This is a genomic window from Rhodobacter sp. 24-YEA-8 (genome assembly GCF_900105075.1).
In the GTDB taxonomy this organism is placed as follows: Bacteria; Pseudomonadota; Alphaproteobacteria; order Rhodobacterales; family Rhodobacteraceae; genus Pseudogemmobacter.
On sequence record NZ_FNSK01000001.1, the window covers coordinates 2972567 to 2998549 of the forward strand.

24 protein-coding genes are annotated in these 25983 nt (G+C 61.7%); 14 read left to right on the top strand and 10 right to left on the bottom strand.

Annotation, left to right across the window (positions count from 1 at the left end):
- Window positions 1-55 precede the first annotated feature (55 nt).
- The 8 genes from BLW25_RS14420 to gyrB all read left to right on the top strand — a co-directional run bounded on the left by BLW25_RS14420 (window position 56) and on the right by gyrB (window position 9378).
- Window positions 56-832 carry an enoyl-CoA hydratase gene (locus tag BLW25_RS14420; protein WP_092900176.1) on the top strand — a complete coding sequence of 259 codons (777 nt, stop codon included), beginning with the start codon at window positions 56-58 and terminating at the stop codon, window positions 830-832.
- A 164-nt stretch (window positions 833-996) separates the two neighbouring features.
- Window positions 997-1269 carry a 30S ribosomal protein S20 gene (gene rpsT / locus BLW25_RS14425; protein ID WP_092900178.1) on the top strand — a complete coding sequence of 91 codons (273 nt, stop codon included), beginning with the start codon at window positions 997-999 and terminating at the stop codon, window positions 1267-1269.
- A gap of 690 nt (window positions 1270-1959) precedes the next feature.
- Entirely contained in the window at window positions 1960-3351 is a 1392-nt protein-coding gene (dnaA, locus tag BLW25_RS14430; RefSeq protein ID WP_092900180.1) for a chromosomal replication initiator protein DnaA, read from the top strand.
- A gap of 177 nt (window positions 3352-3528) precedes the next feature.
- Window positions 3529-4647 (top strand): DNA polymerase III subunit beta, encoded by a 1119-nt coding sequence (gene dnaN, locus BLW25_RS14435; RefSeq protein WP_092900182.1) that lies wholly within the window; start codon window positions 3529-3531, stop codon window positions 4645-4647.
- A 61-nt stretch (window positions 4648-4708) separates the two neighbouring features.
- Window positions 4709-5797 carry a DNA replication/repair protein RecF gene (gene recF / locus BLW25_RS14440; protein ID WP_092900184.1) on the top strand — a complete coding sequence of 363 codons (1089 nt, stop codon included), beginning with the start codon at window positions 4709-4711 and terminating at the stop codon, window positions 5795-5797.
- Window positions 5794-6222 carry a VOC family protein gene (locus tag BLW25_RS14445; protein ID WP_092900186.1) on the top strand — a complete coding sequence of 143 codons (429 nt, stop codon included), beginning with the start codon at window positions 5794-5796 and terminating at the stop codon, window positions 6220-6222. The genes recF and BLW25_RS14445 overlap by 4 nt, the downstream gene beginning before the upstream one ends.
- A 3-nt stretch (window positions 6223-6225) precedes the next feature.
- Entirely contained in the window at window positions 6226-6846 is a 621-nt protein-coding gene (locus BLW25_RS14450; protein ID WP_092900188.1) for a LysE family translocator, read from the top strand.
- Between the two features lie 81 nt (window positions 6847-6927).
- Window positions 6928-9378 (top strand): DNA topoisomerase (ATP-hydrolyzing) subunit B, encoded by a 2451-nt coding sequence (gyrB, locus tag BLW25_RS14455; protein ID WP_092900190.1) that lies wholly within the window; start codon window positions 6928-6930, stop codon window positions 9376-9378.
- Between the two features lie 59 nt (window positions 9379-9437).
- On the opposite strand, the gene BLW25_RS14460 is transcribed toward gyrB, so the two are convergent.
- The 5 genes from BLW25_RS14460 to BLW25_RS14480 form a co-directional block, all read right to left on the bottom strand.
- A complete protein-coding gene (locus BLW25_RS14460; RefSeq protein ID WP_092900192.1) occupies window positions 9438-10673 on the bottom strand; it encodes a saccharopine dehydrogenase family protein in 1236 nt (411 codons plus the stop codon).
- Between the two features lie 50 nt (window positions 10674-10723).
- Window positions 10724-11818: a carboxynorspermidine decarboxylase gene (locus BLW25_RS14465; protein ID WP_092900194.1), complete on the bottom strand. Its 1095-nt coding sequence runs from the start codon at window positions 11816-11818 to the stop codon at window positions 10724-10726.
- 136 nt (window positions 11819-11954) lie between these two features.
- Entirely contained in the window at window positions 11955-12782 is an 828-nt protein-coding gene (locus BLW25_RS14470; RefSeq protein ID WP_092900196.1) for a CE1 family esterase, read from the bottom strand.
- Between the two features lie 123 nt (window positions 12783-12905).
- Window positions 12906-13610, bottom strand: coding sequence for a winged helix-turn-helix domain-containing protein (locus BLW25_RS14475; RefSeq protein WP_092900198.1), 705 nt, complete (start codon window positions 13608-13610; stop codon window positions 12906-12908).
- Window positions 13582-13866 (bottom strand): hypothetical protein, encoded by a 285-nt coding sequence (locus BLW25_RS14480; RefSeq protein WP_092902125.1) that lies wholly within the window; start codon window positions 13864-13866, stop codon window positions 13582-13584. Before BLW25_RS14480 ends, BLW25_RS14475 begins: the two co-directional genes overlap by 29 nt.
- A 303-nt stretch (window positions 13867-14169) precedes the next feature.
- On the opposite strand from BLW25_RS14480, the gene BLW25_RS24990 reads away from it, so the two are divergent.
- The 6 genes from BLW25_RS24990 (at window position 14170) to BLW25_RS14510 (ending at window position 20988) form a co-directional block, all read left to right on the top strand.
- The gene (locus tag BLW25_RS24990) at window positions 14170-14679 is read left to right on the top strand and encodes a hypothetical protein (protein WP_253188564.1); all 510 of its coding nucleotides are present in this window, start codon (window positions 14170-14172) and stop codon (window positions 14677-14679) included.
- 871 nt (window positions 14680-15550) lie between these two features.
- A complete protein-coding gene (locus BLW25_RS14490; RefSeq protein ID WP_092900200.1) occupies window positions 15551-17923 on the top strand; it encodes a sensor histidine kinase in 2373 nt (790 codons plus the stop codon).
- Complete coding sequence (locus BLW25_RS14495; protein WP_092900202.1) at window positions 17920-18573, top strand: response regulator transcription factor; 654 nt, start codon at window positions 17920-17922, stop codon at window positions 18571-18573. Before BLW25_RS14490 ends, BLW25_RS14495 begins: the two co-directional genes overlap by 4 nt.
- A gap of 2 nt (window positions 18574-18575) precedes the next feature.
- Window positions 18576-19340 carry a LamB/YcsF family protein gene (locus BLW25_RS14500; protein ID WP_092900204.1) on the top strand — a complete coding sequence of 255 codons (765 nt, stop codon included), beginning with the start codon at window positions 18576-18578 and terminating at the stop codon, window positions 19338-19340.
- 6 nt (window positions 19341-19346) lie between these two features.
- Window positions 19347-20039 (top strand): 5-oxoprolinase subunit B family protein, encoded by a 693-nt coding sequence (locus BLW25_RS14505; RefSeq protein ID WP_092902128.1) that lies wholly within the window; start codon window positions 19347-19349, stop codon window positions 20037-20039.
- On the top strand, window positions 20032-20988 hold the full coding sequence (locus tag BLW25_RS14510) for a 5-oxoprolinase subunit C family protein (RefSeq protein WP_092900206.1): 957 nt from the start codon (window positions 20032-20034) through the stop codon (window positions 20986-20988). The genes BLW25_RS14505 and BLW25_RS14510 overlap by 8 nt, the downstream gene beginning before the upstream one ends.
- Here BLW25_RS14510 and BLW25_RS14515 read toward each other — a convergent pair.
- Genes BLW25_RS14515 through BLW25_RS14535 form a run of 5 tightly spaced genes read right to left on the bottom strand, consistent with a single transcriptional unit; the run spans window position 20985 to window position 25972 of the window.
- A complete protein-coding gene (locus BLW25_RS14515; RefSeq protein ID WP_092900208.1) occupies window positions 20985-21323 on the bottom strand; it encodes a hypothetical protein in 339 nt (112 codons plus the stop codon). The genes BLW25_RS14510 and BLW25_RS14515 overlap by 4 nt on opposite strands.
- Window positions 21324-21326: 3 nt before the next feature.
- Window positions 21327-22412 (bottom strand): EscU/YscU/HrcU family type III secretion system export apparatus switch protein, encoded by a 1086-nt coding sequence (locus BLW25_RS14520; protein WP_092900210.1) that lies wholly within the window; start codon window positions 22410-22412, stop codon window positions 21327-21329.
- A complete protein-coding gene (locus tag BLW25_RS14525) occupies window positions 22412-23209 on the bottom strand; it encodes a flagellar biosynthetic protein FliR (protein ID WP_092900212.1) in 798 nt (265 codons plus the stop codon). Before BLW25_RS14525 ends, BLW25_RS14520 begins: the two co-directional genes overlap by 1 nt.
- Window positions 23206-25278: a flagellar biosynthesis protein FlhA gene (gene flhA / locus BLW25_RS14530; protein ID WP_092900214.1), complete on the bottom strand. Its 2073-nt coding sequence runs from the start codon at window positions 25276-25278 to the stop codon at window positions 23206-23208. Before flhA ends, BLW25_RS14525 begins: the two co-directional genes overlap by 4 nt.
- A gap of 10 nt (window positions 25279-25288) precedes the next feature.
- Complete coding sequence (locus BLW25_RS14535; protein WP_092900216.1) at window positions 25289-25972, bottom strand: transglycosylase SLT domain-containing protein; 684 nt, start codon at window positions 25970-25972, stop codon at window positions 25289-25291.
- Between the last annotated feature and the right edge of the window lie 11 nt (window positions 25973-25983).

Here is a 25983-nt window from a genome sequence, read left to right on the forward strand (position 1 = left end):
CCTTCCCGGGCCTCAGGTGGCAGGAGTCACGGATCTGTTAACCGGAGATCCCGCGATGGCCTATGAAACCCTGATCGTCGAGATCGAGGATTATACCTGCCTCATCCGTCTCAACCGCCCCGATGCGCTGAACGCGCTGAATTCGCAGCTGATGAGAGAACTGGCGCAGGCGGTCACCGCCGCAGACAAGAATGACAAGGTGCGCTGCATCGTGATCACCGGCAGCGAAAAGGCCTTTGCGGCCGGCGCCGATGTGAAAGAGATGGCGTCCAAGGGCTTTACCGATGTGTTCTTCGACAATCTCTTCGGCCCCGAGGCCGAGGCGATCATGCGCTGCCGCACTCCTATCATCGCAGCGGTCTCGGGCTATTGCCTTGGCGGCGGCTGCGAGCTGGCGATGCTGAGCGATTTCATCATCGCCGCAGATACTGCGAAATTCGGCCAGCCCGAGATCAATCTCGGCATTTGCGCCGGAATGGGCGGCACCCAGCGTCTGACGCGGCTCGTGGGCAAGTCGAAATCGATGGATATGCATCTGACCGGTCGTTTCATGGAGGCCGCCGAGGCAGAACGGTCGGGCCTTGTGAGCCGTGTCTTCCCGGCAAAAACCCTGCTGGAAGAAGCACTGAGAATCGCGGCGAAGATCTCCGAAAAGTCGATGATCACCGCGATGATCGTGAAAGAAACCGTGAACCGCGCCGAAGAGACCAGCCTTTCCGAAGGGCTCCTGTTCGAGCGCCGCATGTTCCATGCCGCCTTCGCGACCGAAGACCAGAAAGAGGGCATGGCGGCCTTCCTGGAAAAGCGGCAGCCACAATTCCGCGACCGCTGATTCCCGTTTGCAAAGCCGGGGCCTTTCACGTATAGGCCCCGGCAGACATGCGCGTGGGCCCGCTTAGGCATTTGTGATTCCCGTCCTCCGGGCCAGTTCTGGCCATATGGGCGGGGCCATCGGGTTTCGTGCATTTGTAGTTTGAAATCCGAAGGACAAAGCCCATGGCAAATACCGCCCAGTCGAAAAAACGCGCCCGCCAGGCCGAAGCACGCTATGACGTGAATAAAGCCCGCCGCTCGCGCATCCGCACCTTCCTGCGCAAAGTTGAAGAAGCCATCGCTTCGGGCGATCAGGCTGCTGCTGCAGCCGCTCTGAAAGCCGCTCAGCCCGAGCTGGCACGTGGTGTGACCAAGGGCGTTCTGCACAAGAACACCGTTGCGCGCAAAATGTCGCGTCTCGCGGCCCGTGTGAAAACCACCGGCGCAACCGCCTGAATTCGGTTCACCGTCCCGGCACTATCGGGGAAATTTAAGGGCGCGATCCGCAGGGATCGCGCCCTTTTCCGTTCCCGGTTTGGTGCCCTGTCTCCCGGTCCGGAGCCAGTCTGGCAGCAGTACGGCGCAGGCGCGGCGCGAAGACCGCTCCATGCCGCGTTAACAAAGCGATTCCCCAGGCGCCGGATTGGGGTCAATCCCGCGCGGGAAAAATATACACACTGTCGGATTTCGGGCGGGATTTTGCCGCTGACATGGCCTCAGACAGCCAGAGAACGTAGCGCTTCTGCCGCCTCGCCAGGATTCGCCCCGACGGACTCTGTGTCAAGCGAGTTGTTCAGTTGCAGAGCGCGCGCGCCGCTTGCTACCTTTACCAGGCGATTCACTTCGTCCTGGGGGACAGGGAAATGACGCAAACCTGATATCACAACCGACACTTTGGGCTGCCAGCCAACAAGATCGGGGATTTCAGTTTGTGTTCAAACGGATAGAGCCAACAGTCTGGCTTTTATCCGGTGCCCGGCCGGTGCAGCAGGTCTGCCCGGCATGTCTTATGTTTTGCCCTGCGGCGGAGGATGACCCTCTGACCTTCGCAGCCTTTCCGGCGCGGCGGTCATAGGGTCGGGTCTCGCAAATTCGACCGTGCCGCATCGGGCGGAACGGTGAGGTGATTGGGCAGGTCTGGTTAGAATGACGAATGAAACTTGGGGGCAGATCCGCGAAGGTCTCATCAGCCGGGTCGGACGAAATAATTATACAACGTGGATCGAACCCCTGCGGCTGTCACAGCTGGAGGGCGGTGTAGCGCTGTTCGAGGTCCCCACTCCGTTTTTCGGAGATTGGGTGCAACGCAACTATGGCGACCATATCCGCAATCAGCTGCTGACCTCCGGCGCTCTGGTCGAACGGCTTGAATTCCTGGTCGGCGCTGAAGCCCCGCGCCCTGCCGCGACCGCGTCTTCCGAGCGTGCTGCGGGTGCCAGACCCGCTGTTGCCGCGCCTGCATCGCAGACCCGCAGCCGTGCGACCCAGGACGATGATCTTCCGGGCGCACCGCTGGATGGTCGCTTCACCTTTGAAAGTTTCGTCGTCGGCAAGCCGAACGAGCTTGCCCACGCCGCCGCGCGCCGTGTGGCCGAAGGCGGACCGGTCACCTTTAACCCGCTCTTTCTCTATGGTGGCGTAGGCCTCGGCAAAACCCACCTGATGCATGCCATCGCGCATGAGCTGCGCGAGCAGAAGCCGGATCTGAAGGTGCTCTATCTCTCGGCCGAGCAGTTCATGTATCGCTTCATCCAGGCGCTGCGCGACAAACAGGTGATGGATTTCAAATCGTTGTTCCGCTCGGTCGATGTGCTGATGGTAGATGATGTGCAGTTCATCGCCGGCAAGGATTCCACCCAGGAGGAATTCTTCCATACGTTCAACGCGTTGGTGGATCAGAATAAGCAGATCATCATCTCGGCCGACCGCGCGCCAGGCGAGATCAAGGATCTGGAGGACCGGATCAAATCACGGCTGCAGTGCGGCCTGGTGGTTGACCTGCATCCGACCGATTACGAACTGCGTCTCGGCATTTTGCAGCAGAAAGCCGAATTCTACCGTGGCCAATATGGCGGTCTCGCGATCAGCCATGGCGTGCTGGAGTTCCTCGCGCATCGTATCACGACCAATGTGCGGGTGCTGGAAGGCGCGCTGACCCGGCTTTACGCCTTCGCCTCGCTGGTCGGGCGTGAAATCACCCTGGAACTGGCGCAGGACTGCCTCGCCGACATTCTGCGCGCCTCGGATCGTAAACTGTCGATCGAGGAGATCCAGCGCAAGGTCGCCGAGCATTACAATATCAGGCTCTCGGATATGATCGGGCCAAAACGCCTGCGCACCATCGCGCGGCCGCGTCAGGTGGCGATGTATCTGTCGAAACAGCTGACTTCGCGCTCTTTGCCGGAAATTGGCCGCCGTTTCGGCGGGCGTGACCATACAACAATCATGCATGGCGTGCGGAAGATCGAGGAACTGGCGGCGCTCGACAGCCAGCTTGCTGACGACATCCAGTTGCTCAAGCGGCTGTTGCAGGGCTGACCGCCCGATTTCTTGCAAGAAATCGGCCCGGAGTTTTTAAAAACTCCGGGTTGCGCCAGATGGATACGGCTCGGTCTTGACGAGACTGGCAAAGCTTCGCAAAGTCGGGCAAAACAGGCAACCGGGCTTCCCGGCTCGCTTCGTGCGCCCTGAATGCGGGCAAGAGGATTTAGACGAATGAAACTCTCGATCGAACGCGCATCGCTTCTCAAGGCGCTGGCTCAGGCTCAATCCGTTGTCGAGCGGCGCAATACGATCCCGATCCTTGCCAATGTGCTGATCGAGGCAGAAGGCGCCCAGGTGTCCTTCCGCGCGACCGATCTGGATATCGAGGTGGTCGACCGGACCGATGCGATGGTCGAACGCGCCGGAGCAACCACGGTCTCGGCGGTCATGCTGCATGAAATTGTACGGAAACTGCCGGATGGAGCGCTGGTCAACCTGTCCGAAGATGGTGCCTCGGGGCGGCTGACGATCACAGCAGGGCGCTCGACCTTCAGCCTGGCGACGCTGCCGAAAGAAGATTTCCCGGTGATGGCGTCATCGGAATACAGCACGAATTTTTCGGCCCCCGCCACCGATCTGCGCCGGCTGTTCGACAAGGCGAAATTCGCAATTTCAACCGAAGAGACACGCTATTATCTCAATGGCGTTTATCTGCATGTTTCGACCGGCGATGATGGCCCGGTCCTGCGCGCGGTAGCGACCGATGGTCACCGTCTGGCACGGATCGATGCTCCGCTGCCGGCGGGAGCCGAAGAGATGGCTGGCGTGATCGTGCCGCGCAAAACCGTCAACGAGCTGCGCAAGCTGCTTGATGATGATGAGGCGAAAATCGCGGTTTCGGTTTCAGAAACCAAGATCCGCTTCGCGACCCCGGCGATTACGCTGACCTCGAAAGTGATCGACGGCACTTTCCCGGATTATACCCGCGTGATCCCGCAGCATAACACCCGCCGGCTTGAGGTTGACGCCAGCGAATTCGCCAAGGCGGTTGACCGGGTGGCGACGGTGTCGTCGGAGCGCTCGCGCGCGGTGAAGCTGTCGCTTGACGAGGATCGGCTGGTGCTTTCGGTCAATGCCCCGGACAGCGGTGCGGCGGAGGAAGAGCTCGCGGTCGCCTATGCCGATGAGCGGCTGGAAATCGGTTTCAACGCGAAATACCTGCTGGAAATCGCCAGCCAGGTGGATCGTGAGAATGCGGTGTTCCTGTTCAATTCATCAGGCGATCCGACGCTGATGCGCGAAGGCAATGACACATCGGCAGTTTATGTCGTGATGCCGATGCGCGTCTGATCGGGCCACCGGGGGCATTCGCCCCCGGCCCCCACAGCGTATTCTCTCAAGAGGAAATGTCCTGGCTGGTTTGACTGTCAGCTTGTTGTCTCTGTCGCATTTCCGCAGCCATCGGGCCCTGCGGCTGGAATTCGATGGCCGGCCGGTGGCGATTTCCGGAGCCAATGGCGCCGGAAAAACCAATATTCTGGAAGCGGTATCGCTTTTGTCACCCGGTCGCGGGTTACGCGGCGCGACTTCCGAGGAATTCATCCGCAGGCCCGAAGCAATCGGCTGGAAAATCACAGCGGATGTTTCAGGCCCGGGCGGGTTGCACCGGCTGGAGACCTGGGCCGAGCCGGGCGGGACGCGGCAGGTCCGGCTTGATGACAAGGGCTCGACCCAGCTGGCGCTTGGTCAGGTGATGCGGGTTCTGTGGCTGGTCCCGGCGATGGACCGGCTCTGGCTGGAAGGCGCCGAGGGGCGGCGCAAGTTCCTCGACCGTATGGCTTTGTCGTTTTTTCCCGACCATGCCGAGGCCGCGCTGGCCTATGAAAAGGCGATGCGGCAGCGCAACCGCCTGTTTCGCGACGACGTCAGTGACCCGCATTGGTATTCCGCACTTGAGGCGCGGATGGCCGAGACCGGCGCGATCATCGCCGCCAACCGGAGCGCGGTGCTGGAGCGGATCAAAGCGGCCCAGGCCGGGGCGGTTTCGGCCTTTCCCCGTGCCGATCTCAGCCTGAGCCACCCGGAAGATGACAAGGGCAATCTTGCCGCCGCCCTGGCTTTGGGCCGGCGGCGTGATATGGCGGCAGGCCGGGCGCTGATCGGGCCGCATCGTGCCGATCTCGAGGCGGTCTACAGCGACAAGGGCGTGCCGGTCGCCATGTGCTCTACCGGCGAGCAGAAGGCGCTTCTCATCTCGCTGATCCTTGCCAATGCGCGCGCTCTGGCGGCCGAGACCGGTTTCGCGCCGGTTTTGCTGCTGGATGAGGTGGCGGCGCATCTCGACCCGGGCCGGCGGGCGGCGCTGTATGACGAGATCTGTGCGCTTGGCGCCCAGGCACTGATGACCGGGACGGATGCATCCCTGTTTGACAGCCTTGGCGGAAGGGCGCAGACACTGGTTGTCGCCGCAGATGGCAACCAGTCAGGAGTGACCCAATGACCCCGCAGCGCGTTACCCTGATCACCCTCGGCGTGGCCGATCTGACCGCCGCGCGCGCCTTTTATGCGCGGCTGGGCTGGCAGGAACATGGCGAGAGCCAGGAGGGGGTTGCCTTCTTCCAGATCAACGGTCTGGCGCTGGCCTTGTTCGGGCGCGAGGCGCTGGCCGCAGATCAGGGACGGCCCGGCGCCGCGCTTGGCAGCGGCGCGGTGACGCTGGCGCAGAATTTCGCGACAGAGGCCGAAGTTGACGCGGCCTATGCTGCGGCGCTGGCGGCCGGCGCAACCGCGCTGAAAGCGCCGGAAAAAGTGTTCTGGGGCGGCTATTCCGGCTATTGGTCCGATGCGGATGGCCATGTCTGGGAAGTGGCGATGAACCCATACTGGCCGCTGAATGCCGATGGCAGCCTGACATTGCCGGGCTGACCCATGACCGTGACCCTGTGGCAATTGCTGGTCTATGCCGGCGCGATGGCAGCACTCTGGGCCGTGCCGGGGCCGGTCTGGGTCGCATTGCTGGCGCGGGCGCTTTCGGGCGGCTTTGCGGCTGCCTGGCCGCTGGCGGTGGGGGTAGCGCTTGGCGATCTGGCCTGGCCCTTTGCCGCAATCATGGGGATGAGCTGGATCCTCAGCCAATATGGCGGGTTTCTCGAGATCCTGCGCTGGCTGGCGGCAGCGATTTTCCTTCTGATGGGGATCATGCTGCTGCGTACGCCCGGCGGTGCAGTTACCGCCGACAGCCGGCTCACACGGCCCGGGCTGATCGCAGGTTTTACCGTCGGCCTTGCGGCGGTGATCGGCAACCCCAAGGCGATCCTGTTTTACATGGGCGCGCTGCCCGGATTCTTCTCGCTTGATCAGCTGACCCGCTGGGACATTCTGGCGATCATCTCGATTTCCGCCTTTGTGCCGATGCTTGGAAACCTTGCCCTCGCGCTGTTTCTCGACCGGGCGCGGGCGCTGTTGCAAAGCCCGTCGGCGTTGCGGCGGCTCAACATCGCGGCAGGGGTCATGCTGATCGTCGTCGCCCTGCTTATCCCCTTTCTCTGACTACAAAATCTTGTGGCAGATGCGTGACATTCCCGCTCTGAACCGCTATAAATCGCGGGCAATCTGAGGGGTTACGTGACCATGGCTGAAGAAGCCCGCAAGCCCGCCGAGTACGGTGCCGATTCCATTAAAGTTCTCAAGGGGTTGGAAGCCGTTCGCAAGCGGCCCGGCATGTATATTGGCGATACTGATGACGGCTCGGGCCTGCATCACATGGTCTATGAGGTCGTCGATAACGGCATCGACGAGGCGCTGGCCGGTCATGCCACCGAAGTGGTGGTGACGATCCACGAAGACGACTCCGTCTCGGTGCGCGATAACGGGCGCGGCATCCCGGTCGGCATCCACCCGGAAGAGGGGGTTTCCGCCGCCGAGGTCATCATGACCCAGCTGCATGCCGGCGGGAAGTTCAACAATACCGATGACGGCGGCAATGCCTATAAGGTCTCGGGCGGCCTGCACGGGGTCGGTGTTTCCGTGGTGAACGCGCTGTCGGAATGGCTCGACCTGACCGTCTGGCGCGATGACAAGGAATATAAGGGCCGCTTCGAATTCGGCGAATGCACCACGCATGTCTATGAGGCGGGCCCGGCGCCCGGCAAACGTGGCACTCAGGTGCGGTTTCTGGCCTCGGCCAAGGTCAATCGCCCGGACGGGACATTTTCCAACCTCGAATACAGCTTCAAGACGCTGGAACACCGGCTGCGTGAACTGGCCTTTCTGAATTCGGGCGTCCGGATCGAGCTGAATGACCTGCGCAGCGCCGAGCCGCAGCATGTCGAGCTGTATTACGACGGCGGCGTGCGGGAATTCGTGAAATATCTCGACCGCTCGAAACAGTCGGTGATGGCCGAGCCGATCTATATCGTCGGCGAGCGCAATGGGATCGGCGTCGAGGTCGCGATGTGGTGGAACGACACCTATCACGAAAACGTCCTGCCCTTTACCAACAATATCCCGCAGCGCGATGGCGGCACCCATATGGCGGGCTTCCGCGGCGCGCTGACGCGGACGATCACCTCTTACGCGCAGTCTTCGGGCATCGCGAAAAAGGAAAAGATTGACTTTACCGGCGATGATGCGCGCGAAGGCCTGACCTGCGTGCTTTCCGTGAAAGTGCCGGATCCGAAATTTTCCAGCCAGACCAAGGACAAACTGGTCTCCTCCGAGGTGCGGCCTGCGGTCGAAAACCTGGTGAATGAAAAGCTCGGCGAATGGTTCGAGGAAAACCCGGCCATTGCGAAAGTGATCGTCGGCAAGATCCTCGAAGCCGCACTGGCCCGTGAGGCGGCGCGCAAAGCGCGTGAGCTGACGCGGCGCAAGACGGCGCTGGATGTCAATTTCAACGCCGCCAAGCTGAAGGACTGCACCGAGAAAGATCCGTCGAAATCCGAAGTCTTCCTCGTCGAGGGTGACTCGGCAGGTGGGTCGGCGCAGACCGGTCGCGACCGCAAGAACCAGGCGATCCTGCCCTTGCGCGGCAAGATCCTGAACGTCGAACGGGCGCGATTTGACAAGATGCTGGGCAGCCAGGAGATCGGCAACCTGGTGATGGCGCTTGGCACCGGCATTGGCCGCGACGAATTCAACATCGAAAAACTGCGCTACCACAAGGTCGTCATCATGACCGATGCCGATGTGGATGGTGCGCATATCCGGACGCTGCTGCTGACCTTCTTCTTCCGCCAGATGCCGGAACTGATCGAGGGCGGCTATCTCTATATCGCGCAGCCGCCGCTTTATAAGGTCGCGCGCGGCAAGTCCGAAGTCTATCTGAAAGACCAGGCTGCGCTGGATGATTACCTTGTAGAACAAGGGCTTGAAGGCGCCGTCCTGCGTCTGGCAACGGGCGAGGAGATCGCCGGCGCCGATCTTGCGCGGGTGCTTGAAGGCGCCCGTCAGTTCCGCCGGATCCTTGACGCCTTCCCGTCCCACTACCCGCGGCCGATCCTTGAACAGGCAGCCCTGGCAGGGGCGTTTGAGGCCGGCGCGGCAGATCGTGACCTCCAGTCGGTGGCGGATCAGGTGGCGCGGCGGCTCGACCTCGTTGCGCTGGAATATGAGCGCGGCTGGTCGGGGCGCATCACCCAGGACCAGGGCATCCGCCTGTCGCGCATTCTGCGTGGCGTGGAAGAGCTGCGGACGCTGGATGGTGCCGTGCTGCGCTCGGGCGAAGCGCGCAGGCTGGCGCAGTCGGCCGGCACCCATCGCGATGTATATCGCAATCCGGCCCGCCTCGTGCGCAAGGATCGCGAGCAGATGATCTATGGCCCCGGCGATCTGTTGAAAGCCATCCTTGCCGAAGGCGAGAAGGGCCTTTCGCTGCAACGCTATAAGGGTCTTGGCGAGATGAATCCGGAACAGCTGTGGGAAACCACGCTGGACCCGGAGGCCCGCACGCTCCTGCAGGTAAAGATCGACGATGTGGCCGAGGCCGACGACATCTTCACCAAGCTGATGGGCGATGTGGTGGAGCCGCGCCGCGACTTCATCCAGCAAAACGCGCTGACGGTCGAGAACCTCGATTTCTGATCAAAGCATAAAGAAAAAACCCCGCGAAGCAGGCGCTTTGCGGGGTTTTTCTTTGTCTGTCAGTAGCTGAGCAGCCGGTCGCCATCCTTGTCGATGATGCGTGTCGGCAGGCCGATTTCGTTAAGAAGATTGATAAAAGGCTTCGGATCCAGCTCTTCGGCATTAACCATGGTGCCGACATCCCAGAGGCCCTCGGCGATCAGAACCGCAGCAGCAACCGGCGGCACACCAGCGGTATAGCTGATGCCCTGGCTGCCAACCTCTTCGTAGGCCTCCTTGTGATCGGCGGTGTTGTAGATCATCACCTCGACCGGCTGACCGTCTTTCTCGCCTTTGACGAAATCGGCGATCAGCGTTTTGCCGGTATAGCCCGGCGCCAGGGTTGCCGGATCGGGCAGCACGGCCTTGACCACTTTCAGTGGGATGACTTCCTGCCCTTCGGCGGTCTTCACCGGTTGTTCAGACAAAAGCCCGAGGTTTTTCAACACGGTAAAGACGTTGATGTAGTGGTCGCCAAAGCCCATCCAGAATCGCACATCGGCCTGGGGGTAGTTTGCGGCAAGGCTGTGGACCTCGTCATGACCTGACATATAGGCCTTTTGCGGGCCGACAACCGGCAGATCCCAGGTCTTGCCGATCTCGAACATCCGGTTTTCCTGCCAGACACCGCCCTGCCAGGAATAGACCGTGCCGGTGAACTCGCGGAAGTTGATCTCGGGATCGAAATTGGTCGCGAAATACTTGCCATGCGAACCGGCATTGATGTCGACAATGTCGATCTCGTTAACCTTATCCATCATATCGGCCGCAGCACGGGCCCAGACGTTAACCACGCCCGGGTCGAAACCGATGCCCAGAACGGCCGTCACGCCCGCCGCTTTGCAGGCGTCGCGCTTTTTCCATTCATAATTGCCATACCAGGGCGGCGTCTCGCAGATCTTAGTCGGATCTTCATGAATTGCGGTATCAATATAAGCGACGCCGGTTTCGATACAGGCGTCCAGCACCGTCATATTCACGAAAGGAGAGCCCACATTGATGACGATCTGAGCCCCGGTTTCCCGGATCAGCGCCGCCACCGCCTTGCTGTCCATTGCGTCGACCGAATGGGCTTCAAAGCGACCTGCGACTTTCATCGCGTTTTTCTCATGGACTGAGGCAATGATCGCCTCGGCCTTGGGCTTCGTGCGGCTGGCGATATGCAGCTCCCCAAGGCGGTCATTCAGCTGCGCCGCCTTATGCGCCACCACCTGAGCGACGCCACCGGCGCCAATGATCAACACGTTGCGTTTCATGGGGAAACCGCCTCCTCTTGAGTGCTGGGGAAGGGGGGACTGCCTGGGCCTCAGCCGAGACTGTCCCGGTAATCGGCATAGCCGAATTCGCGTGCGACAGTGAGCGAGCCATCCAGCTCTCTCACCACGATGGACGGCATTTTCACGCCATTGAACCAGTTCTTCTTGACCATTGTATAGCCGGCCGCATCCGGGATCGAGATCCGGTCGCCAATCTGCAAAGGCGCTTTGAACCCATACTCGCCATAAATATCGCCGGCGAGACAGCTCTTGCCGCAAACCATAAAGCGATGCGGCCCGGTATCGTCCATCCGGGCGCTTTCGCGGTAGATCAAGAGGTCAAGCATATGCGCTTCGACCGAGGAATCCACGATGGCAAGGTCTTTGCCATTGTTCAGCACGTCGAGCACCGTCACTTCCAGCGTGGTCGTGTTGGTGATCGAGGCTTCGCCAGGCTCAAGGAACACCTGGACGCCGAACCGGTCCTGGAAGACCCGAAGCCGCTCGGCCAGGGCTTTCAGCGGGTAACCTTCGCCAGTAAAATGAATGCCACCACCAAGGCTGACCCAGTTCAGACGGCGCAAAAGCGGGCCGAATTCTTCTTCGATCCGCGAGAGCTGGCTGTCAAACAGCGCGAAATCGCGATTCTCGCAATTGTAATGGATCATGAAACCGGAAATCCGGTCCATCACCCGCTCGATCTTTGCCTGATCCCATTCGCCGAGGCGCGAAAACGGTCGCGCCGGGTCAGCGAGGTCGAAGCCGCTGGTCGAAAACCGCGGGTTCAGCCGCAGCCCACGCTGGATCTGTGCCGACTGATTGTCGAACCGTTCCATCTGGCTGATCGAGTTGAAGATGATCTTATCGGCATAGCCAACCGCTTCTTCGATCTCGTGATCCGCCCAACCCACGGAATAGGCGTGGGTTTCTTTGCCGAACTTCTCGCGCCCCAGGCGCAGCTCGTAAAGCGAGGAGGAGGTCGTGCCATCCATGTGCCGCGCCATCTGGTCAAATACCGGCCAGGTCGCGAAACATTTCAGCGCCAGCAGGCATTTCGCGCCCGACAGGCTGCGAAGCTCATCCATGATCGCCATATTCCGCGCCAGTGCGGTGCGATCGATCAGGTAATAGGGCGTCTGGATCATCGAATCCCCCCGGGTTGCAGCAGAGAACCAACGGCCACACGGCCAGAACGGCCATGTAGGGCCGCAGGCCCCCTGATGCAAGCATCATCGGTGCTGCTTAGCCCGCCGTCGGTGACGGCGGGATGACAGAAAGCTGTCACTTTGCTGCGAACCAGGCCCAGGCATCGGCGGCAATGGCGGGCGCCGCGTCATAGAACCAGTGATCGTGATCGGGGATCACCACCAGGTCGGTCGGATGCCCGGCAGCGGCCAGAAGCTGTGCCGACTGCCGCACCTGGACAAGCGGAAACAGGCGATCCTGATCGCCGACATAGATCCGGACCGGCACCGGGTTTTCCGGCTGACCGGTCGCAAAGAACGCCCCGGCATGAGCCACGATCGCCCGCACGCCCGCAGGCGGCCGGGCGGAAAGCGAGAGCGCCATATTCGCACCCGCCGAATGTCCGAAAAGGTAAATCCGGCTGCGATCTATTGCATAGAGATCGGCGGCATCGGCCAGAACCGCCTCGAGAAATTCGACACCATCGCGGCCGCCTGACCAGGCCTGGCTGTCAGCGGCATCCGGTGCAATCAGCATCAGGCCTTCGCGCTTTGCAATTTCCTGCCAGGGCGCCAGCATATCGCGCCCGTTGCGCCCCGAGCCGTGGAACAGGATCACGACAGGCGCGGTCTGGCCGGATTTCGCCCCGTCATAGCCGTACCATGTCCGGCTTACGCCATTCACCTCGAGGATATGCTCGCTGACGCCCGGAGCGGGGATGGCCGGTGCCGCGCTCTGGCGTGGCGCGGCAAGCGTCGCGTTAACAGTTTCGGTGAAATCCGCCCCGCCCGAGGGGGCAGGAACCGGGGACGGTCCCGTGGCTGGCTGCCAGTCCGGGATGAAGCGCGGCGCGGCAAGCAGAAACGCACCGCCCAAAAGCGTGAAAAAAACGAAAGAGAGGAGCGTGTTCAGGTAGCGTTTCATTCCGGGCAATTTTCAGTATCTTTGGACAGGGTTCGCCTCCTGATTGCTGCCCGATTGAGACAACCAGAAGGCGTCATGGTGATTTGTTGGGTCCAACTTTCGGGAAACAGCAACAATCCAGGGTCAGATCATGCGGATCGTTTCCTTTCCAACGGCCAAAACATAGCCGCGCCGGGCAATGGTCTTCACCAGAAGCTCGCTCACCAGTTGATTGCCAAGTGCGTCACGCAGGCGTTTGACCCGCGTGGCCCCTGCCGCCTCTTCGCAATCCGCCTCGGACCGGCCCGAGATCACCGCTTCGATCTGCACCCCGGTCAGCACTTCATCATCCATCCGTGCCTCTGCCAGCACAGAGAGCGTCTCCAGCGCGGCCTCGGTCAGGGTGAATTCCAGGTCGTTGATATAAACCGCCCGCGCCTCGCGTGAGATCATCAGCGAGGAGACCTGGATGCCTGACCGCTGGATCGCGCCGATCTTCTTGTTCAGCACGATGATCATCACAAGGAAAACCAGGGCCGCAACCAGAAGTGCAGACGAAAAGACCAGCAGCACGAAAATCACCATCCGATAGCTGGTCAGAACCTCGGAAAAAGTGGTTCCGGATCCCGCCAGAATCTCAAGAAGCCGGATCTCGGCCCCGCTGCGCAGGTCGTCATTCTCGATAAAGATCCGCTCAACCCTTGCATTGAATGCATTGGCGTCGGGCAGGTTCAGGAACAGAAGCAAGGCGGCCGCGAACAGAATCAGCACGATCCCGGCGATTCCGAAGGTCACGACCCGGTTGCCCTGTTTCAGGCTGTCAGTAACGAAGGAACCAGGCCCCGGCATTCGCTTTCCTCTCATCCAGCCCCTCCGGCCCGAAAGTGGACAGGACATTGAGCAAAGTCCAGCCGCCGGCGGCAAGACGGGGTTTCAGCTCGGCTCCGGCCTTGCCCGGAGAGCAGTTGCCATCGGAAACCTGTGCCACCCCATAGTGGAGTTGCAACGGGTCGTCTTTCTTGGCCTTGTAATCTGCGTAGCAATCAGCCGCCGCAGGCCCGGCAAGGGCAAGCGCCAACAGGGCGGCAAGCATGGTTCTGATCATCTCCGGCTCCATCGTCGGAATACTGCCCGTCCCTTAACGGGGCGTTATATTTCTCTGCTCAATCTGCGGAAATCCGCCTGGATATTCAATAACGAGCACGGCCTGACGGCGGTGATATCCCATATCACGCGCGTCGGGGGCGGCTGTTATGGCCTGGCCATGCGCCGATATTGCGCGACCTGGGCGCTGCGGGCCAGGTCGGGTCATCCGCTGCAGGACGCTGACGGCCCTCCCGAATCCAGACCGGGGTCAGGGATGAGGACAGCGACCGGCAGTGGCGCAACAAGACCCAAGGAGGCATTCGTGCAGCATTACAGGACAGCAGCGGCTCCGGCCCGGCAGAGCAACCAGTCGCATCCCGATGATTTCGATTTCGGCCAGGCCCGCGCGACGGGCAAGCCACGGAAAACAGCACGCCCCGGCCTCACCGCCGGTCTGATTGCCTTTGCTTTTGCCGTGTCGATGTTCTTGCCGGTCGGCGCAAAGGCGGAAGCCGCCTGGCAGCGCTATCCCGATCAGCTGAGCGAGCCGGTCCGTCCGGGCATTCAGCCAGAGGTGCTGAACGTGGACAGCAAACGCGGGATGCGCCCCGGCTGGGACAAACCGCATCGCGCGCGTCTGCCCGGGGTCTGCGCGCTGCAGATCGACGGGCGCCGCGGCTACAGCGGCTATTCCGAGAATTGCCTGCGAAATCAGGGGCTGCGCGAAAAGCTGCCGCGTGACTGCGGCACTGCGGCCCGCGTTTTCGGGCAGCGCGACCGGCTGTTTTCCTCGGCCTGCCTGCGCGATTTCGGCTATCTGCTGCGCGATTGATCCGCCATGGCCCGCGCGCGTCCGCAATCCGGGCGCGCTTGCGATCCTGTAGCAGATCGCCTGGCCATCGCGGCGGCCGAAAATGATCCTGTCGCGCCGCAAAAGCGCCAGATGCTGCGAGACAGTCAACTCGCGGAGCCCCAAATACCCTCCCAGCTGACCTACCGATTTCTCGCCCTCGATCAGGTGGCAGGGAATCAGAAGCCGGTGCCGGTTGTCAGGCGCCCTCAGGAGCGCGCCGGCCTCCTCGGCGGCGGCGAGCAGGGTCTGAGGGTTCAGGGCCATCGGGGGATGCGCCTGACCCTATCTATATAAAATCGCTGATAAAAACAAAGCGTGCGGCCAAACTGTCACAAAAGGCCCGAAAACAAAAGCACCCCCGAGGCCGAGGGGGACTCCGGGGGTGAGATCACCGATAACTGGTCCGCCGGTGGGTTGCCGGGAACCAGCAACCACCAACCGGCGGCCTGACAGGTTACTCACTGACACGTCAACTCGTTAAGCGCATTGGCAAGGTTCGTGCACAACGACCGCCCAAGGCCCAGACCGCCGGCGGTCTGAAACTGGAACTCTACGGATCCGGCATACAGACTTATTCCATGGGCCCGGTAAAAGTTAAATTCGCGTGGTTGCCTAGGCAGAACTGCCTATTTCCTCTTACAGGGCCACTGGCATTCGCCTTACAGGGCCACTGGCATTCGCCGACCGTAGCCTCTAACCTGCCCCGGATCCGGCCCAGCCCCGGAAGCTTGCAATAACAGGCAGAAATTTTGCAATCAGGCCCGAGACTTGCGTCACCACAGTGCTGCCCCGGCCCCGCCGAGTCCGCCTTCCGTAGCGTCAACGCGCGCCTGGACTGCGGAGGTCGGTGATGCGCTATTCGCTGCGGATCCTTCTGGCGCTCTGCCTGGCCGGCCTGCAGCTGATCGCTGTTCTTGCAGTGGTGTTCTCGTCATATTTCACCTCGGAAAAGGCGCTGATCGCCCATGCGCGCCACCTGTTGCGCGATGTCGGCACCAATGCGATCGAACATTCCAAGGGCTTCCTGAACCCCGCCCAGGGCGCCGCCGAACTCGCGGCGCGGCTGGCGCAGAACCAGGTGGTTGCCAGCGATGACCAGGCGCGGCTTGAACAGCTCCTGTTCCAGCAATTGCAGATCTCGCCGCAATTTGCCGGCCTCTATTTCGGCGGCGAGGATGGCCATTTCGTCATGGTCTCACGCACACCCGATCAGGCAGGGCCGTTCCGCACCAAGCTGATCACGATTGAAAACGGCGTCCGTCGGATCGAACTGATCTGGCGCCGCGATGATTTCTCGGTCATGGCGCGACGGCTGACCCCGGACGATCCCTATGACCCGCGCACGCGCTCCTGGTTCATTCTGGCAAAGAACAGTCTCGGCACGGTCTGGACCGACCCCTATATCTTCTTCTCGTCGCAACAGCCGGGGATCACCCTGGCGGCGCCGGTGCTGCGTCCGGTAAAAGGCAAACGTGGGGCCAGCGGCGCGCGAAGGTCGATCTGGGGCGTGGTCGGTGTCGATATCGAGATCAGCCGCATCTCGGAATTCCTGTCGCGGCTGCAGATCGGCACCTCAGGTAAGGCACTGATTATACACAAGAACGGGGATGTTATCGCGCATCCCGATCTGAACCTTTTGCGCGTGACCGCCGAAGATGGCTCGTTGCGCTTCGCCAGTATCGGCGAAATCGACGACCCCATTGCGCGCGCCGCCTTTGCGCCGCTGGCAAGCAGCGGCGAGTTGAAAATCGCCCAGCTCACCCCCTCACAATTCACCTATAAAGGTGAATCCTATGTCTCGACCGTGATGCCGACGATCAGTGGCAAATTGCCCTGGACCATCGGCGTCTATGCGCCCGAGAGCGACTTTACCGCCTCGATCAAGGACAACCGGACCCAGAATATCTGGATTGCTGTGCTGGTTGCCGCGACCACCGGCATTGTCGGGCTTTTGCTGGCCGATTACATCTACCGCCCCGTCCGCGCCTTTGCGGTTCGCAATGCCTTGATTTCTCAGGGTGAAGTCGACACCACAAAACCGCCGCCGCGCACCTATAAAGAGCTGGAAAAGGCCAATTCCACCCTGATGCAGCAAATCGTGGCGCGCCGCGAGGCAGAGCGCGAATATGGCCAGACTTTCGAGCTTTCGACCCGTGCGATGGCGCAGATCTCGCCGGTGGATGGGTCGATCATCCGCGCCAATGCGAAATTCGCCGAACTGGTCGGCGCCCCTTCGACCGGGGCGGTGATCGGGCGCAAAGTGACGGATGTCGCGCATCCTGACGATCTTGCGGCCTATGCCTGCGCCGATGGATCGCAGGTGAATGAGACCGGCGGAGCCGAGGCCAGCCAGGAAATGCGCTGGTTCCGGCGCGATGGCGCGGTGATCTGGGTCAAGCTGAATTCGATCATCATTCGCGATGAGGCGGGCAAGCCCCTGCATGGCGTGCTGACCGTCGATGACATCACCGAGGAAAAGGCCAGCGCCGGCAGGATCGAGCAACTGAACCGCGACCTCTCTCATATGGCGCGCGGCAATACGATGGGGCAGATGGCGGCCGGCCTCGCTCATGAGCTGAACCAGCCGTTGACCGCGATCTCGCAAAATGCCGATACCGCCTTGCTGGCGCTGCAACTGGGCAAATGGACCGACACCGAGCTGCGCGAGCTTCTGACCGAAATCGAAAGCCAGTCGCTGCGCGCCGGCGATATCATCCGCGCCCTGCGGGGCTTTATCCGCAAGGACGAAGGCGCGCTTGCGCCCTTTGATTTCGCTGAACTTCTGGGCCAGACGCTGCGCCTCGTCCAGGCCGAAGCCCGCGATTCCGGCGTACGGATCGTCGAGGATCTGGCTGTGCTGCCACCGGTTCTGGGCAACCGGATCCAGGTGGCGCAGGTGTTGGTCAATCTTTTGCGCAATGCCATCGAAGCCATTGCCTCTGACAGCGAAAACACGCGCCAGGTGACCGTGACCGTGCGGCCTTTGCTGCAGGACAGCCGCGATATGCTGGTCGTCACAGTCGAGGATACCGGGCCCGGCGTCAGCGACTCCATCACGCTTTTTACCCAGTTCGATACATCGAAACCCGAAGGGATGGGCCTTGGTCTCTCAATCTGCCGGTCGATCATCGAGGCGAATGGCGGCACGCTCTGGCATGAAAAGCCGGGGACGCGCGGCGCAAGATTCTGTTTCACGCTGAACACAGCTGCGGAGGCGGTATGAAAGAGCAGTCGATTGGACAGCAGGACCCCGTGGCCGGGCTCACGGTCTTTCTGGTCGATGATGACGAGGCGATCCGCAATTCGCTCGCCCGTGCACTGCAAAAGCGCGATTACCGGGTCGAGACATTTGCCTCGGCGGCGGATTTCCTGCTCCGCTATGATGGCGAGGCACCCGGCTGCCTGATCCTTGATTACGGGATGCCGGGGATGAACGGGCTGGAATTGCAGGCCTGGCTGGCCAGGGCCGGCCATGACCTGCCGATCATCTTCATCACCGGCCATGGCGGCGTGCCGGAATCGGTGCAGGCGATCAAGGCGGGCGCGCTGGATTTCCTTGAGAAACCCTTCCGGCAGTCGGTACTGATCGAACGGATCGAGACCGCTTTCGCGATGGTTGCCGAACATCACGCCGCCCGCGCCGGGACCGAGCGGCTCAGGGCGAAATTCGACCGGCTTACCAGCCGCGAGATGGAAATCGTCAGCCATATGGTGTCAAATCCGTCCGAGACCTCCAGCAAAGAGGTCGGCGCGCGGCTGGGGATCAGCCCGCGCACGGTCGATCACCACCGGGCGCGGATCCTTGAGAAGCTGCAAATCCGCTCGGTGGCAGAGCTGATTTCGATGGCGCAACATTTCCTCGCAAAGGGCTGAGCATGGGGCAGATCGACCTCAATTCCGACCTCGGCGAAGGCTATGGGCCCTGGACGATGGGCGAGGATGCCCGGATGCTTGAGCTTGTGACTTCGGCAAATCTGGCCTGTGGTGGCCATGCCGGTGATCCCGAAACCATGTTCACCGCGCTGTCGCTGGCGGCTTCCCGGAATGTCGTGATCGGCGCCCATCCCGGCTATGCCGACCGGGAGGGGTTTGGCCGGCGGGTGATTCCGATGCAGCCGGCCGAAATCACCCGGATGGTGGTGGCCCAGACCGCCGCTTTGCAGGGTCTGGCCGCGCTGGCCGGGGCCGAGATCCGCTATCTGAAACCCCATGGTGCCCTGTCTGGCCTCGCCGCGGCGGATCCGGTGATTGCCGGCGCCATTGCCGATGCGATTGCCGCGCTGCCGGGCCGCCTTGCATTGCTGGCGATCTCGGGGACGGCGCTGGAAAGCACCGCGCGCGCGCGCGGCCTTACCGTCTTTTCCGAGATTTTCGCAGATCGCGCTTATCTGCCCAATGGTCAGCTGATGCCGCGCAGCCAGGCCGGCGCCGTGCTGCATGACGCTGATGAGATTGCCGAACGCCTGATCCGGTTCCTCGACAGCGGTAAGATGCCGGTTGCGGGCGCGGCGCCGATCGCGCTTGATGCGCAGTCGGTCTGCATCCATGGTGATACGCCGGGCGCCGTCGATCTTGCCGCCGATCTGCGCCAGCGGCTGAGCGCGGCGGGCGTGGCGATCCGTCCCTTCCTGGCCGCCTGAGCAATGATGACCGACGCACCCCGCTTTCGTCCCGTCGCCGAACATGGCCTGCTGGTGGAATTCGGCGAGGGCGTCAATACGGCGCTGCATGACCGCGTGATGGCGCTGGATGCCGTGCTGAACGCCGCACCGCTGCCGGCGATGATCGAAACCGTGCCCGGGAATGCCTGTCTGCTGGTACGTTTCGATTGTCTGGCGACAGACCATGCCAGCGTGGAGGCAGACATACGTCAGCGGCTCGGCACCGGGCGGCCTCAGGTGCCGGAGGGCCAGCTGCATGACGTTACAGTGTGCTATGACGCGCCCTTTTCTCCGGATCTCGCTTCGGTAGCAGCGATGACGGGGCAGAGCCCGGAAGCAGTGATCGCCGCCCATCTCGGCGGCGCGTATCAGGTCAGCCTTTACGGCTTTGCACCGGGCTATGCCTATCTGACCGGCGTGCCGGATTCGATCCGCCTGCCTCGCAAATCCGCTGCCATCCGCGACATCCCGGCGGGGTCCGTTTTGATCGCGGGTTCGCAATGCATTGTTTCGACACTGAAAATGCCAACCGGATGGTGGATCATTGGCCGTTCGGCCACAAGGATCCTGACGGCTGATGCGGCCCGCCCCTTTCTCTTCGATCCCGGCGACCGGGTACGGTTTCGCCGTATTCGCCAGGACGATCCGGAAATGGCCCCGGAAATGACCGATGTCTGAGGTCGAACTCTGCCTGCGCTTTGCCGGCCCGCATGTCTCGATCCAGGACGAGGGCAGGCCAGGCTGGGCGCGTTTTGGTGTGCCGCAATCGGGCGCGATGGACCGGCTCGCCATGCGGGCGGCGAATGCGGCCATCGGGAATGCCCCCGGCACGCCGGTAATCGAGATTTCGCGCGGCGGCGTTCAGATCGGCTGCGAGGCGGGAGAGATCGCCTTTGCCCTCACCGGCGGTGGTTTCATCCTGGAACATGCCGGCCAGCGCCTGGGATCCTGGTCACGCGGGCTGCTTCGGGCCGGGGAAACCTTGGTGATCAGGCCTGGCATCTGGGGCAATTGGTGTTATCTGGCCTTTGCCGGGCAAAGCCTGATACCGACCTGGCTGGAGAGCGCCGCCACCCATGGGGCTTCCGGCTTCGGAGGTGGCAAACTTGCGATGGGTTCAAAGCTGCATTTTGCCCCTGTCGGGCCGCGCCTGCCTTTGTCGCCGCATATCCCCTGCCCGATCCTGGCGCGCCCCCGCCATATATTGCGTGTCACGCCCGGCCCGCAGGAGCGTTATTTTCCCGAAAGCACCATCGAGGCGCTCTATGCCGGCCCCTGGAATGTGACCAGCGCAGCGGATCGGATGGGAACCCGCATTAACGGCCCTGCAATTGCACCGCGTGCGCCGCTTGATATGGCCTCAGAACCGCTCACGCGCGGCTCGATCCAGGTGGCAGGGGATGGGGTCGCGACGATCCTCACCGCCGATCATCAGACAACGGGCGGCTATCCCCGGATTGCGACGGTGCTGGATTGCGACCTTGACGCCTTCGCGCAGGTGGCGCCGGGCCAGAGGATCGCCTTCGTGCCGGTTACGCCTGGACAGGCCATTGCTTTCGCCCGGCAGCACCAGTCCGCCTCGGAGCGTTATATTGCGCGCCTCGCTTCCCGGGGTCAGCCGGTTTAGGGCCTTTTCCTGCCCTCCTGCAGCTGGGCGAGAACCTGATCTCTTCCAAAAGCCTGTCGCGCTGCCGCAAGCTCTGTGCGCCAGATCACCTCTTGCCGCGCCAATTGCTGGTTCAGTTTTGTCCTGCGCCCGGCCGCCCATGCTTCATAGACCAGAAATCTCTGTGCCTCGGTCATATCCGCCATCGCCGCCTCATCCGGAACCCGGTTCAGCGCCGCCAGCCTTTCTCTGACTGCCTCCCGCTCTGCCGCAGCTTTGGCGAGGCTGGCCGCCCGAAGTTCAAGCACCATGCCGGCCATCCTGCGCAGCCGATGCAGTTTTTCGGCCCGATTCATCGCTCATCTCCGTTTTCTGGCTTTTTCCCTCATCATGGCGGCGAACCGGATCGCCGCCGCCACGGCGGCATAATGTTCGCGCCGGATCTCCTGGCCGATCTCGGTGATCCCGTAGATTGCCCGCGCGGTGGCAGGATCGCGCCGGATCGGCACCCCGGCCTCCTGCGCGCGTTCCTTTATCCGCGCCGCGATTTCATCGATTCCCTTGGCAACACAAACCGGCGCCCCACCCCTGATCCGGTCCCATTTCAGCGCGACGGCGTAATGGGTCGGGTTGACGATCACCACATCCGCGCCCGGCACATCGGCAAGCATCTGCCGCGTCGCAATTTCCTGCGCGCGGCGCCGGCGATCAGCCTTCATATGCGGATCGCCCTCGCTGTCTTTCATCTCATCGGTCAGGTCTTTCCGTGTCATCCGGTTGCGCCGCATGAATTCGGCCCGTTGCCAGAGGTAATCCACCGCGCCGATAACAGCGTTGAGCGCGATCAACAGGGCAAGGAAACCGGCAAGCAGACTGACCAGCAAAAGTGCCACCTGCCCGGCCCCGAGCCGGGTACTGCCAATGATCTGATCGGCGCGGCTGGTCAGAAACAGGGCCAGGGCCAGCGAAATCAGAACCATTTTCACTGATTTCTTCAGGAAATCGACGAGGCCGCCGCGCCCGAATTTCTGTCCGAAATTGCTGATAATCGAGATCCGGGACATTTTCATAGTCAGCTTCGACGGTGCAAAAACAAACCCTTTTGACGTAATCAGCCAGATCAGGATCAATGCCGCCGGCACCAGCAGGAGCGCGATGACCGGCCCGGCCATCGACAGAGCAGCCCTACCGATCACGGCGGCCGCCCCCTGATCGCCGGGCCCCGGCAGGCGGTCGGCCTGATCGAAAAAGGTCGCCGCCACCTCTCCGGCCCGGGTGATGGCAGCTTTGCCAAAAATGGCGGCGGCCAGCAGAATGCCCGCACCCGCAAGCGCGGTGTGGATATCTTCGGATCTGATCGCATCGCCCTCTTCCCGTGCCCTTTCCAGCCGGCGGGGAGTGGGGTCGAACTGCTTTTCATCCTGATCACTGTCGGAGCCTGACATCACCAGGGTCCGAACGGGTCAAGCAGGCGGACGCCCAGGGCATCGTGCCAGCTTTGCAGCAGGAAAGGACTGGCCAGAGCAAGCAGGATCAGGCCGCCAAGGGTCAGGGCCGGCGCTCCGATAAAGGTCACCATCAGAGAGGGCATGGCGCGGTTGATGGCCCCGAGCGCAAGATTATAGAGCAATGCCGCGAGGATGAACGGTGCAGAAAGCGTGAACGCGAGGGAGAAGGCCCGCGCGGTCAGCCCCAGCGCCCAGCGCGAGATCTCGCCCGGATCCGGCAGCTGACCAGCAGGCAAAACTTCATAGGAATAGACCAGCAGTTCAACAGATCGCGCCAGCCCGCCCATAGAGCAAAACAGAACAAGCCCGCCAAGTGTCAGCAGATTGGAGACGATGGGCTGGGGCTCGGGCCCGGTTCCGTTGAACATCTGGGCCAGTGAAATCGACTGACCGATCATCGTTCCTGCGGTTTGCAGGCAAAGGATCATCAGGCGCAGCGTGAAACCAAGGAGCAGGCCCGCGACAAGCTCTGCCGCAATGTTGAGGGGGGTAAAGACGGTGCTTTGCGGATCAGGGCCAAGCAGGCCAGCGGGCGCCTCAAGAACGGCGGGAAACACAATCGCCGCGATGACCATTACGGCGGTGATCTTAACCTTTTGTGGCAGGAAGCTTTCGCCCAAACCGGGGAGCAATGCGACCGCCGCGCCGACGCGCAGGAAAACCAGCGCCGCCTGCCAGATCACCGCCTCTGCGATGCTGAAAACGCCGCTGAGTTGCGCGATCAGGCCGGTCATGCCGCGACCTGCCCGAATAGCGCAGGTCGACTGTCCGCGCCGATTTCCTCATAGGAGAGGACAGGAACCCTGAGCCCCCGCGCCTGAATGACAGTGCGCAGGAACCGTCGTCTTGCCGCCGAGGTGACGATGGCAGGCGAGGCGCCGTTCTCGCCGGCTTGCCCGACCCGCTCAGCTATCCCATTGGCAAGCTTTGCAAAAACATCCGGCGGCAGGGCGACATCGCGCAATCCGCGATCCCCGTCGGTTTGATGGGCCTGGAAGGTCCGCTCCCATTCGGGGGCAAGCTGGATCAGCGGCACGGTTCCGTCTTCGCGGCGGAATTCGGCAACGATCTGGAAGCCGAGGCGCTGACGGACATGTTCGCAGACCGCCTCGGGGGAGCCGAAACTGCGCGCCTCGGCGACCGCTTCCAGGATCAGCGGCAGGTTTCTGACAGAGACCCGCTCCTCGAGCAGCAGGCGCATGACCGCATGAAGCAGATCCATCGGCACTTTTTCCGGGATCATTTCGTCGAGCAGCCGGCGGTTCGCCTCTGCCCTGTCCCGATCCGAGAGATCGGTGAATTCGTCGAGCAGGCGGCGCAGACCACGCAGCGACAGAAGTCGCGAAAGGCTGGATTTCAGAACTTCAAGCAAATGGGTGGCCAGGACTTCGGCCGGCGACACCACCGTCAGGCCGGAGAGTACCGCATCCTCCTGATAGTCCGGCCGGATCCAGCGGGCAGGCGCGCCGTAGACAGGCTCTTTAACATCCTCGCCCTCGGGTGCGCTGGCGCCATCAGACATCAGCACCAGCACGCTATCCGGAACCAGCCGGTCAGTTACTTTTGCGACACCCTGAATGCGGATCCGGTAATGTCCCACCGGCAGCATGGCCTCATCCGTGAGACGAATTTCGGGGAGAATAAGCCCATAGGTCGCGGCGATATGATTGCGCATACTGGCAATCCGCCCATCGAGGCCGGTCGCAGGATCCAGCGCCATATCCACGAGATCTGGCGAGAATTCGATATGAATTTCGTCAAAATCAAGCACATCTCCGATATGGTGTTTTGCAGTGGTCTGGGTGTTGCTGAGCACTGGTTCGGCCTTTTCGACAGGCTTTCTCCGGACAAGGCGCGCAAGCCCTGCAAGCCCGGCCGCCGTGCAGACGAACGGAAGGAAGGGCATGCCCGGCAAAACCGCGAGAACCGCCATTAACCCGGCAACGGTTGCAAGGGCCGCGGGATATTTCCCAAGCTGCTCCACCAGGCTGATATTGACGGCGCCTTTGGTGCCGCCGCGCGAAAGAAGGAGCGCTGCTGCAACCGAGATGATTACCGCAGGGATCTGACCCACCAGACCATCCCCGACTGTAAGAATCGCGTAGGTCGAGAAAGCGCGGGCGGCATCCATATCGTGCATCCCGATACCGACGCCCAGGCCCACCACAAAATTCAGCGCGGTAATCAGCAGTCCGGCGATCGCATCGCCTTTCACAAATTTCGAAGCACCGTCCAGAGAGCCGAAGAATGTGGTTTCGGCAAGTTCGGTTTCACGTCTCTGGCGCGCCTCGTCATGCGTGATCGCGCCGGCGGACATATCCGCATCAATCGCCAGCTGGCGCCCCGGCATCCCGTCGAGCGCGAACCGCGCGCCGACCTCTGCCATTCGCCCCGCGCCTTTTGTAATGACGATAAAATTCACGATCATGATGACGGTGAACACCACCAGGCCGAGCACGATGTTGCCGCCCATGATAAAGCTCGCGAAGCCCTCGATCACATGGCCGGCGGCAGCCGTGCCAGTATGCCCCTGGCCGATGATCAGCCGGGTCGAAGAGACATTGAGCGCAAGCCGCAGCAGGAGAGATGCAAGAAGGATCGTTGGGAAAGACGAAAAGTCCAGCGGCCGTTCGACAAACAGCGTGACGGTCAGCATCAGGATCGCCAGCGAGAAGGACAAGGCCAGGCCGATATCCAGCAATGCAGGAGGTATCGGCAGGATCACCATGCCGATGACAGACATCAGGGCAATGGCCATCAGGACGGTCGGATGGAACAGGTTGCGCGCTCTCAGAGTCTCCATTTCGGTCGCCTCACGGTGACCCAAAGAGCGGGCGCACAGAGCCCGAAACCGTCACGAGTGAGCCCAGGCTCAGAACATTTCCCATTTGCAACAAGGGGTAATTGTTCTCGCGCGGTGTATCGGCGGCCATCAGAGCACTGTCTAATGACTGGCCCTGCACGGATGCATAGATCGGCCTGAAGCGCTTCATATAGCGCTCTGCAAGTTCTGGTGTGAAAGAGTGAAAGCCCGCAACTGCTTTTTCCCAGCTGCCGGTCTGGTGCATCAGGTCAGACAGAAATCCGGCCGCGTAATCGGCATTATTTTGCGGGTCTATCATCGCATCAGTTGATGCGAAGGATTTACCATGCCAGCGCCAGTTTAACTGAAAACAGCCAATATCTATATTGGTCACGCCCCGGGCGATGACAGTGTTGAGCCATTGCAGCGCCTGCACCCGGGTGTCGAACCATTTACTGTCGCCCGCCTGGTTCAGCGCCCAGGGCCAGGGCTCCGATCCATTCACGCCCTGACGGCCGGTTTCGGTCATTGCGACTGCCAGCAATATGTCACGCGGAACACCGGAGACCTGAGACGCACGGTTAATCGCGTCCAGACATTGCCGGGCCTGGTCAGCATTCTGACCAGTTGCCGGAATGCCAGATGCGCATAGTATGAACAGGGGAAGGCCAGTCAAAAAGCTGTATCGTGACATTCTGTCTGATC

Bases quoted from the DNA above. Each gene is read 5' to 3' on its own strand.
- flhA (WP_092900214.1), bottom strand. From the start codon at position 25,278: ATGGAGACTCTGAGAGCGCGCAACCTGTTCCATCCGACCGTCCTGATG.
- BLW25_RS14500 (WP_092900204.1), top strand. From the start codon at position 18,576: ATGGGGCAGATCGACCTCAATTCCGACCTCGGCGAAGGCTATGGGCCC.
- BLW25_RS14450 (WP_092900188.1), top strand. From the start codon at position 6,226: ATGACCGTGACCCTGTGGCAATTGCTGGTCTATGCCGGCGCGATGGCA.
- BLW25_RS14535 (WP_092900216.1), bottom strand. From the start codon at position 25,972: ATGTCACGATACAGCTTTTTGACTGGCCTTCCCCTGTTCATACTATGC.
- BLW25_RS14465 (WP_092900194.1), bottom strand. From the start codon at position 11,818: ATGATCCAGACGCCCTATTACCTGATCGATCGCACCGCACTGGCGCGG.
- BLW25_RS14460 (WP_092900192.1), bottom strand. From the start codon at position 10,673: ATGAAACGCAACGTGTTGATCATTGGCGCCGGTGGCGTCGCTCAGGTG.
- BLW25_RS14445 (WP_092900186.1), top strand. From the start codon at position 5,794: ATGACCCCGCAGCGCGTTACCCTGATCACCCTCGGCGTGGCCGATCTG.
- BLW25_RS14475 (WP_092900198.1), bottom strand. From the start codon at position 13,610: ATGCCGGGGCCTGGTTCCTTCGTTACTGACAGCCTGAAACAGGGCAAC.
- dnaN (WP_092900182.1), top strand. From the start codon at position 3,529: ATGAAACTCTCGATCGAACGCGCATCGCTTCTCAAGGCGCTGGCTCAG.
- BLW25_RS14495 (WP_092900202.1), top strand. From the start codon at position 17,920: ATGAAAGAGCAGTCGATTGGACAGCAGGACCCCGTGGCCGGGCTCACG.
- BLW25_RS14515 (WP_092900208.1), bottom strand. From the start codon at position 21,323: ATGAATCGGGCCGAAAAACTGCATCGGCTGCGCAGGATGGCCGGCATG.
- BLW25_RS14520 (WP_092900210.1), bottom strand. From the start codon at position 22,412: ATGTCAGGCTCCGACAGTGATCAGGATGAAAAGCAGTTCGACCCCACT.
- BLW25_RS14480 (WP_092902125.1), bottom strand. From the start codon at position 13,866: ATGATCAGAACCATGCTTGCCGCCCTGTTGGCGCTTGCCCTTGCCGGG.
- BLW25_RS14510 (WP_092900206.1), top strand. From the start codon at position 20,032: ATGTCTGAGGTCGAACTCTGCCTGCGCTTTGCCGGCCCGCATGTCTCG.
- BLW25_RS14525 (WP_092900212.1), bottom strand. From the start codon at position 23,209: ATGACCGGCCTGATCGCGCAACTCAGCGGCGTTTTCAGCATCGCAGAG.
- gyrB (WP_092900190.1), top strand. From the start codon at position 6,928: ATGGCTGAAGAAGCCCGCAAGCCCGCCGAGTACGGTGCCGATTCCATT.
- BLW25_RS14505 (WP_092902128.1), top strand. From the start codon at position 19,347: ATGACCGACGCACCCCGCTTTCGTCCCGTCGCCGAACATGGCCTGCTG.
- dnaA (WP_092900180.1), top strand. From the start codon at position 1,960: ATGACGAATGAAACTTGGGGGCAGATCCGCGAAGGTCTCATCAGCCGG.
- rpsT (WP_092900178.1), top strand. From the start codon at position 997: ATGGCAAATACCGCCCAGTCGAAAAAACGCGCCCGCCAGGCCGAAGCA.
- BLW25_RS14420 (WP_092900176.1), top strand. From the start codon at position 56: ATGGCCTATGAAACCCTGATCGTCGAGATCGAGGATTATACCTGCCTC.
- BLW25_RS14470 (WP_092900196.1), bottom strand. From the start codon at position 12,782: ATGAAACGCTACCTGAACACGCTCCTCTCTTTCGTTTTTTTCACGCTT.
- BLW25_RS14490 (WP_092900200.1), top strand. From the start codon at position 15,551: ATGCGCTATTCGCTGCGGATCCTTCTGGCGCTCTGCCTGGCCGGCCTG.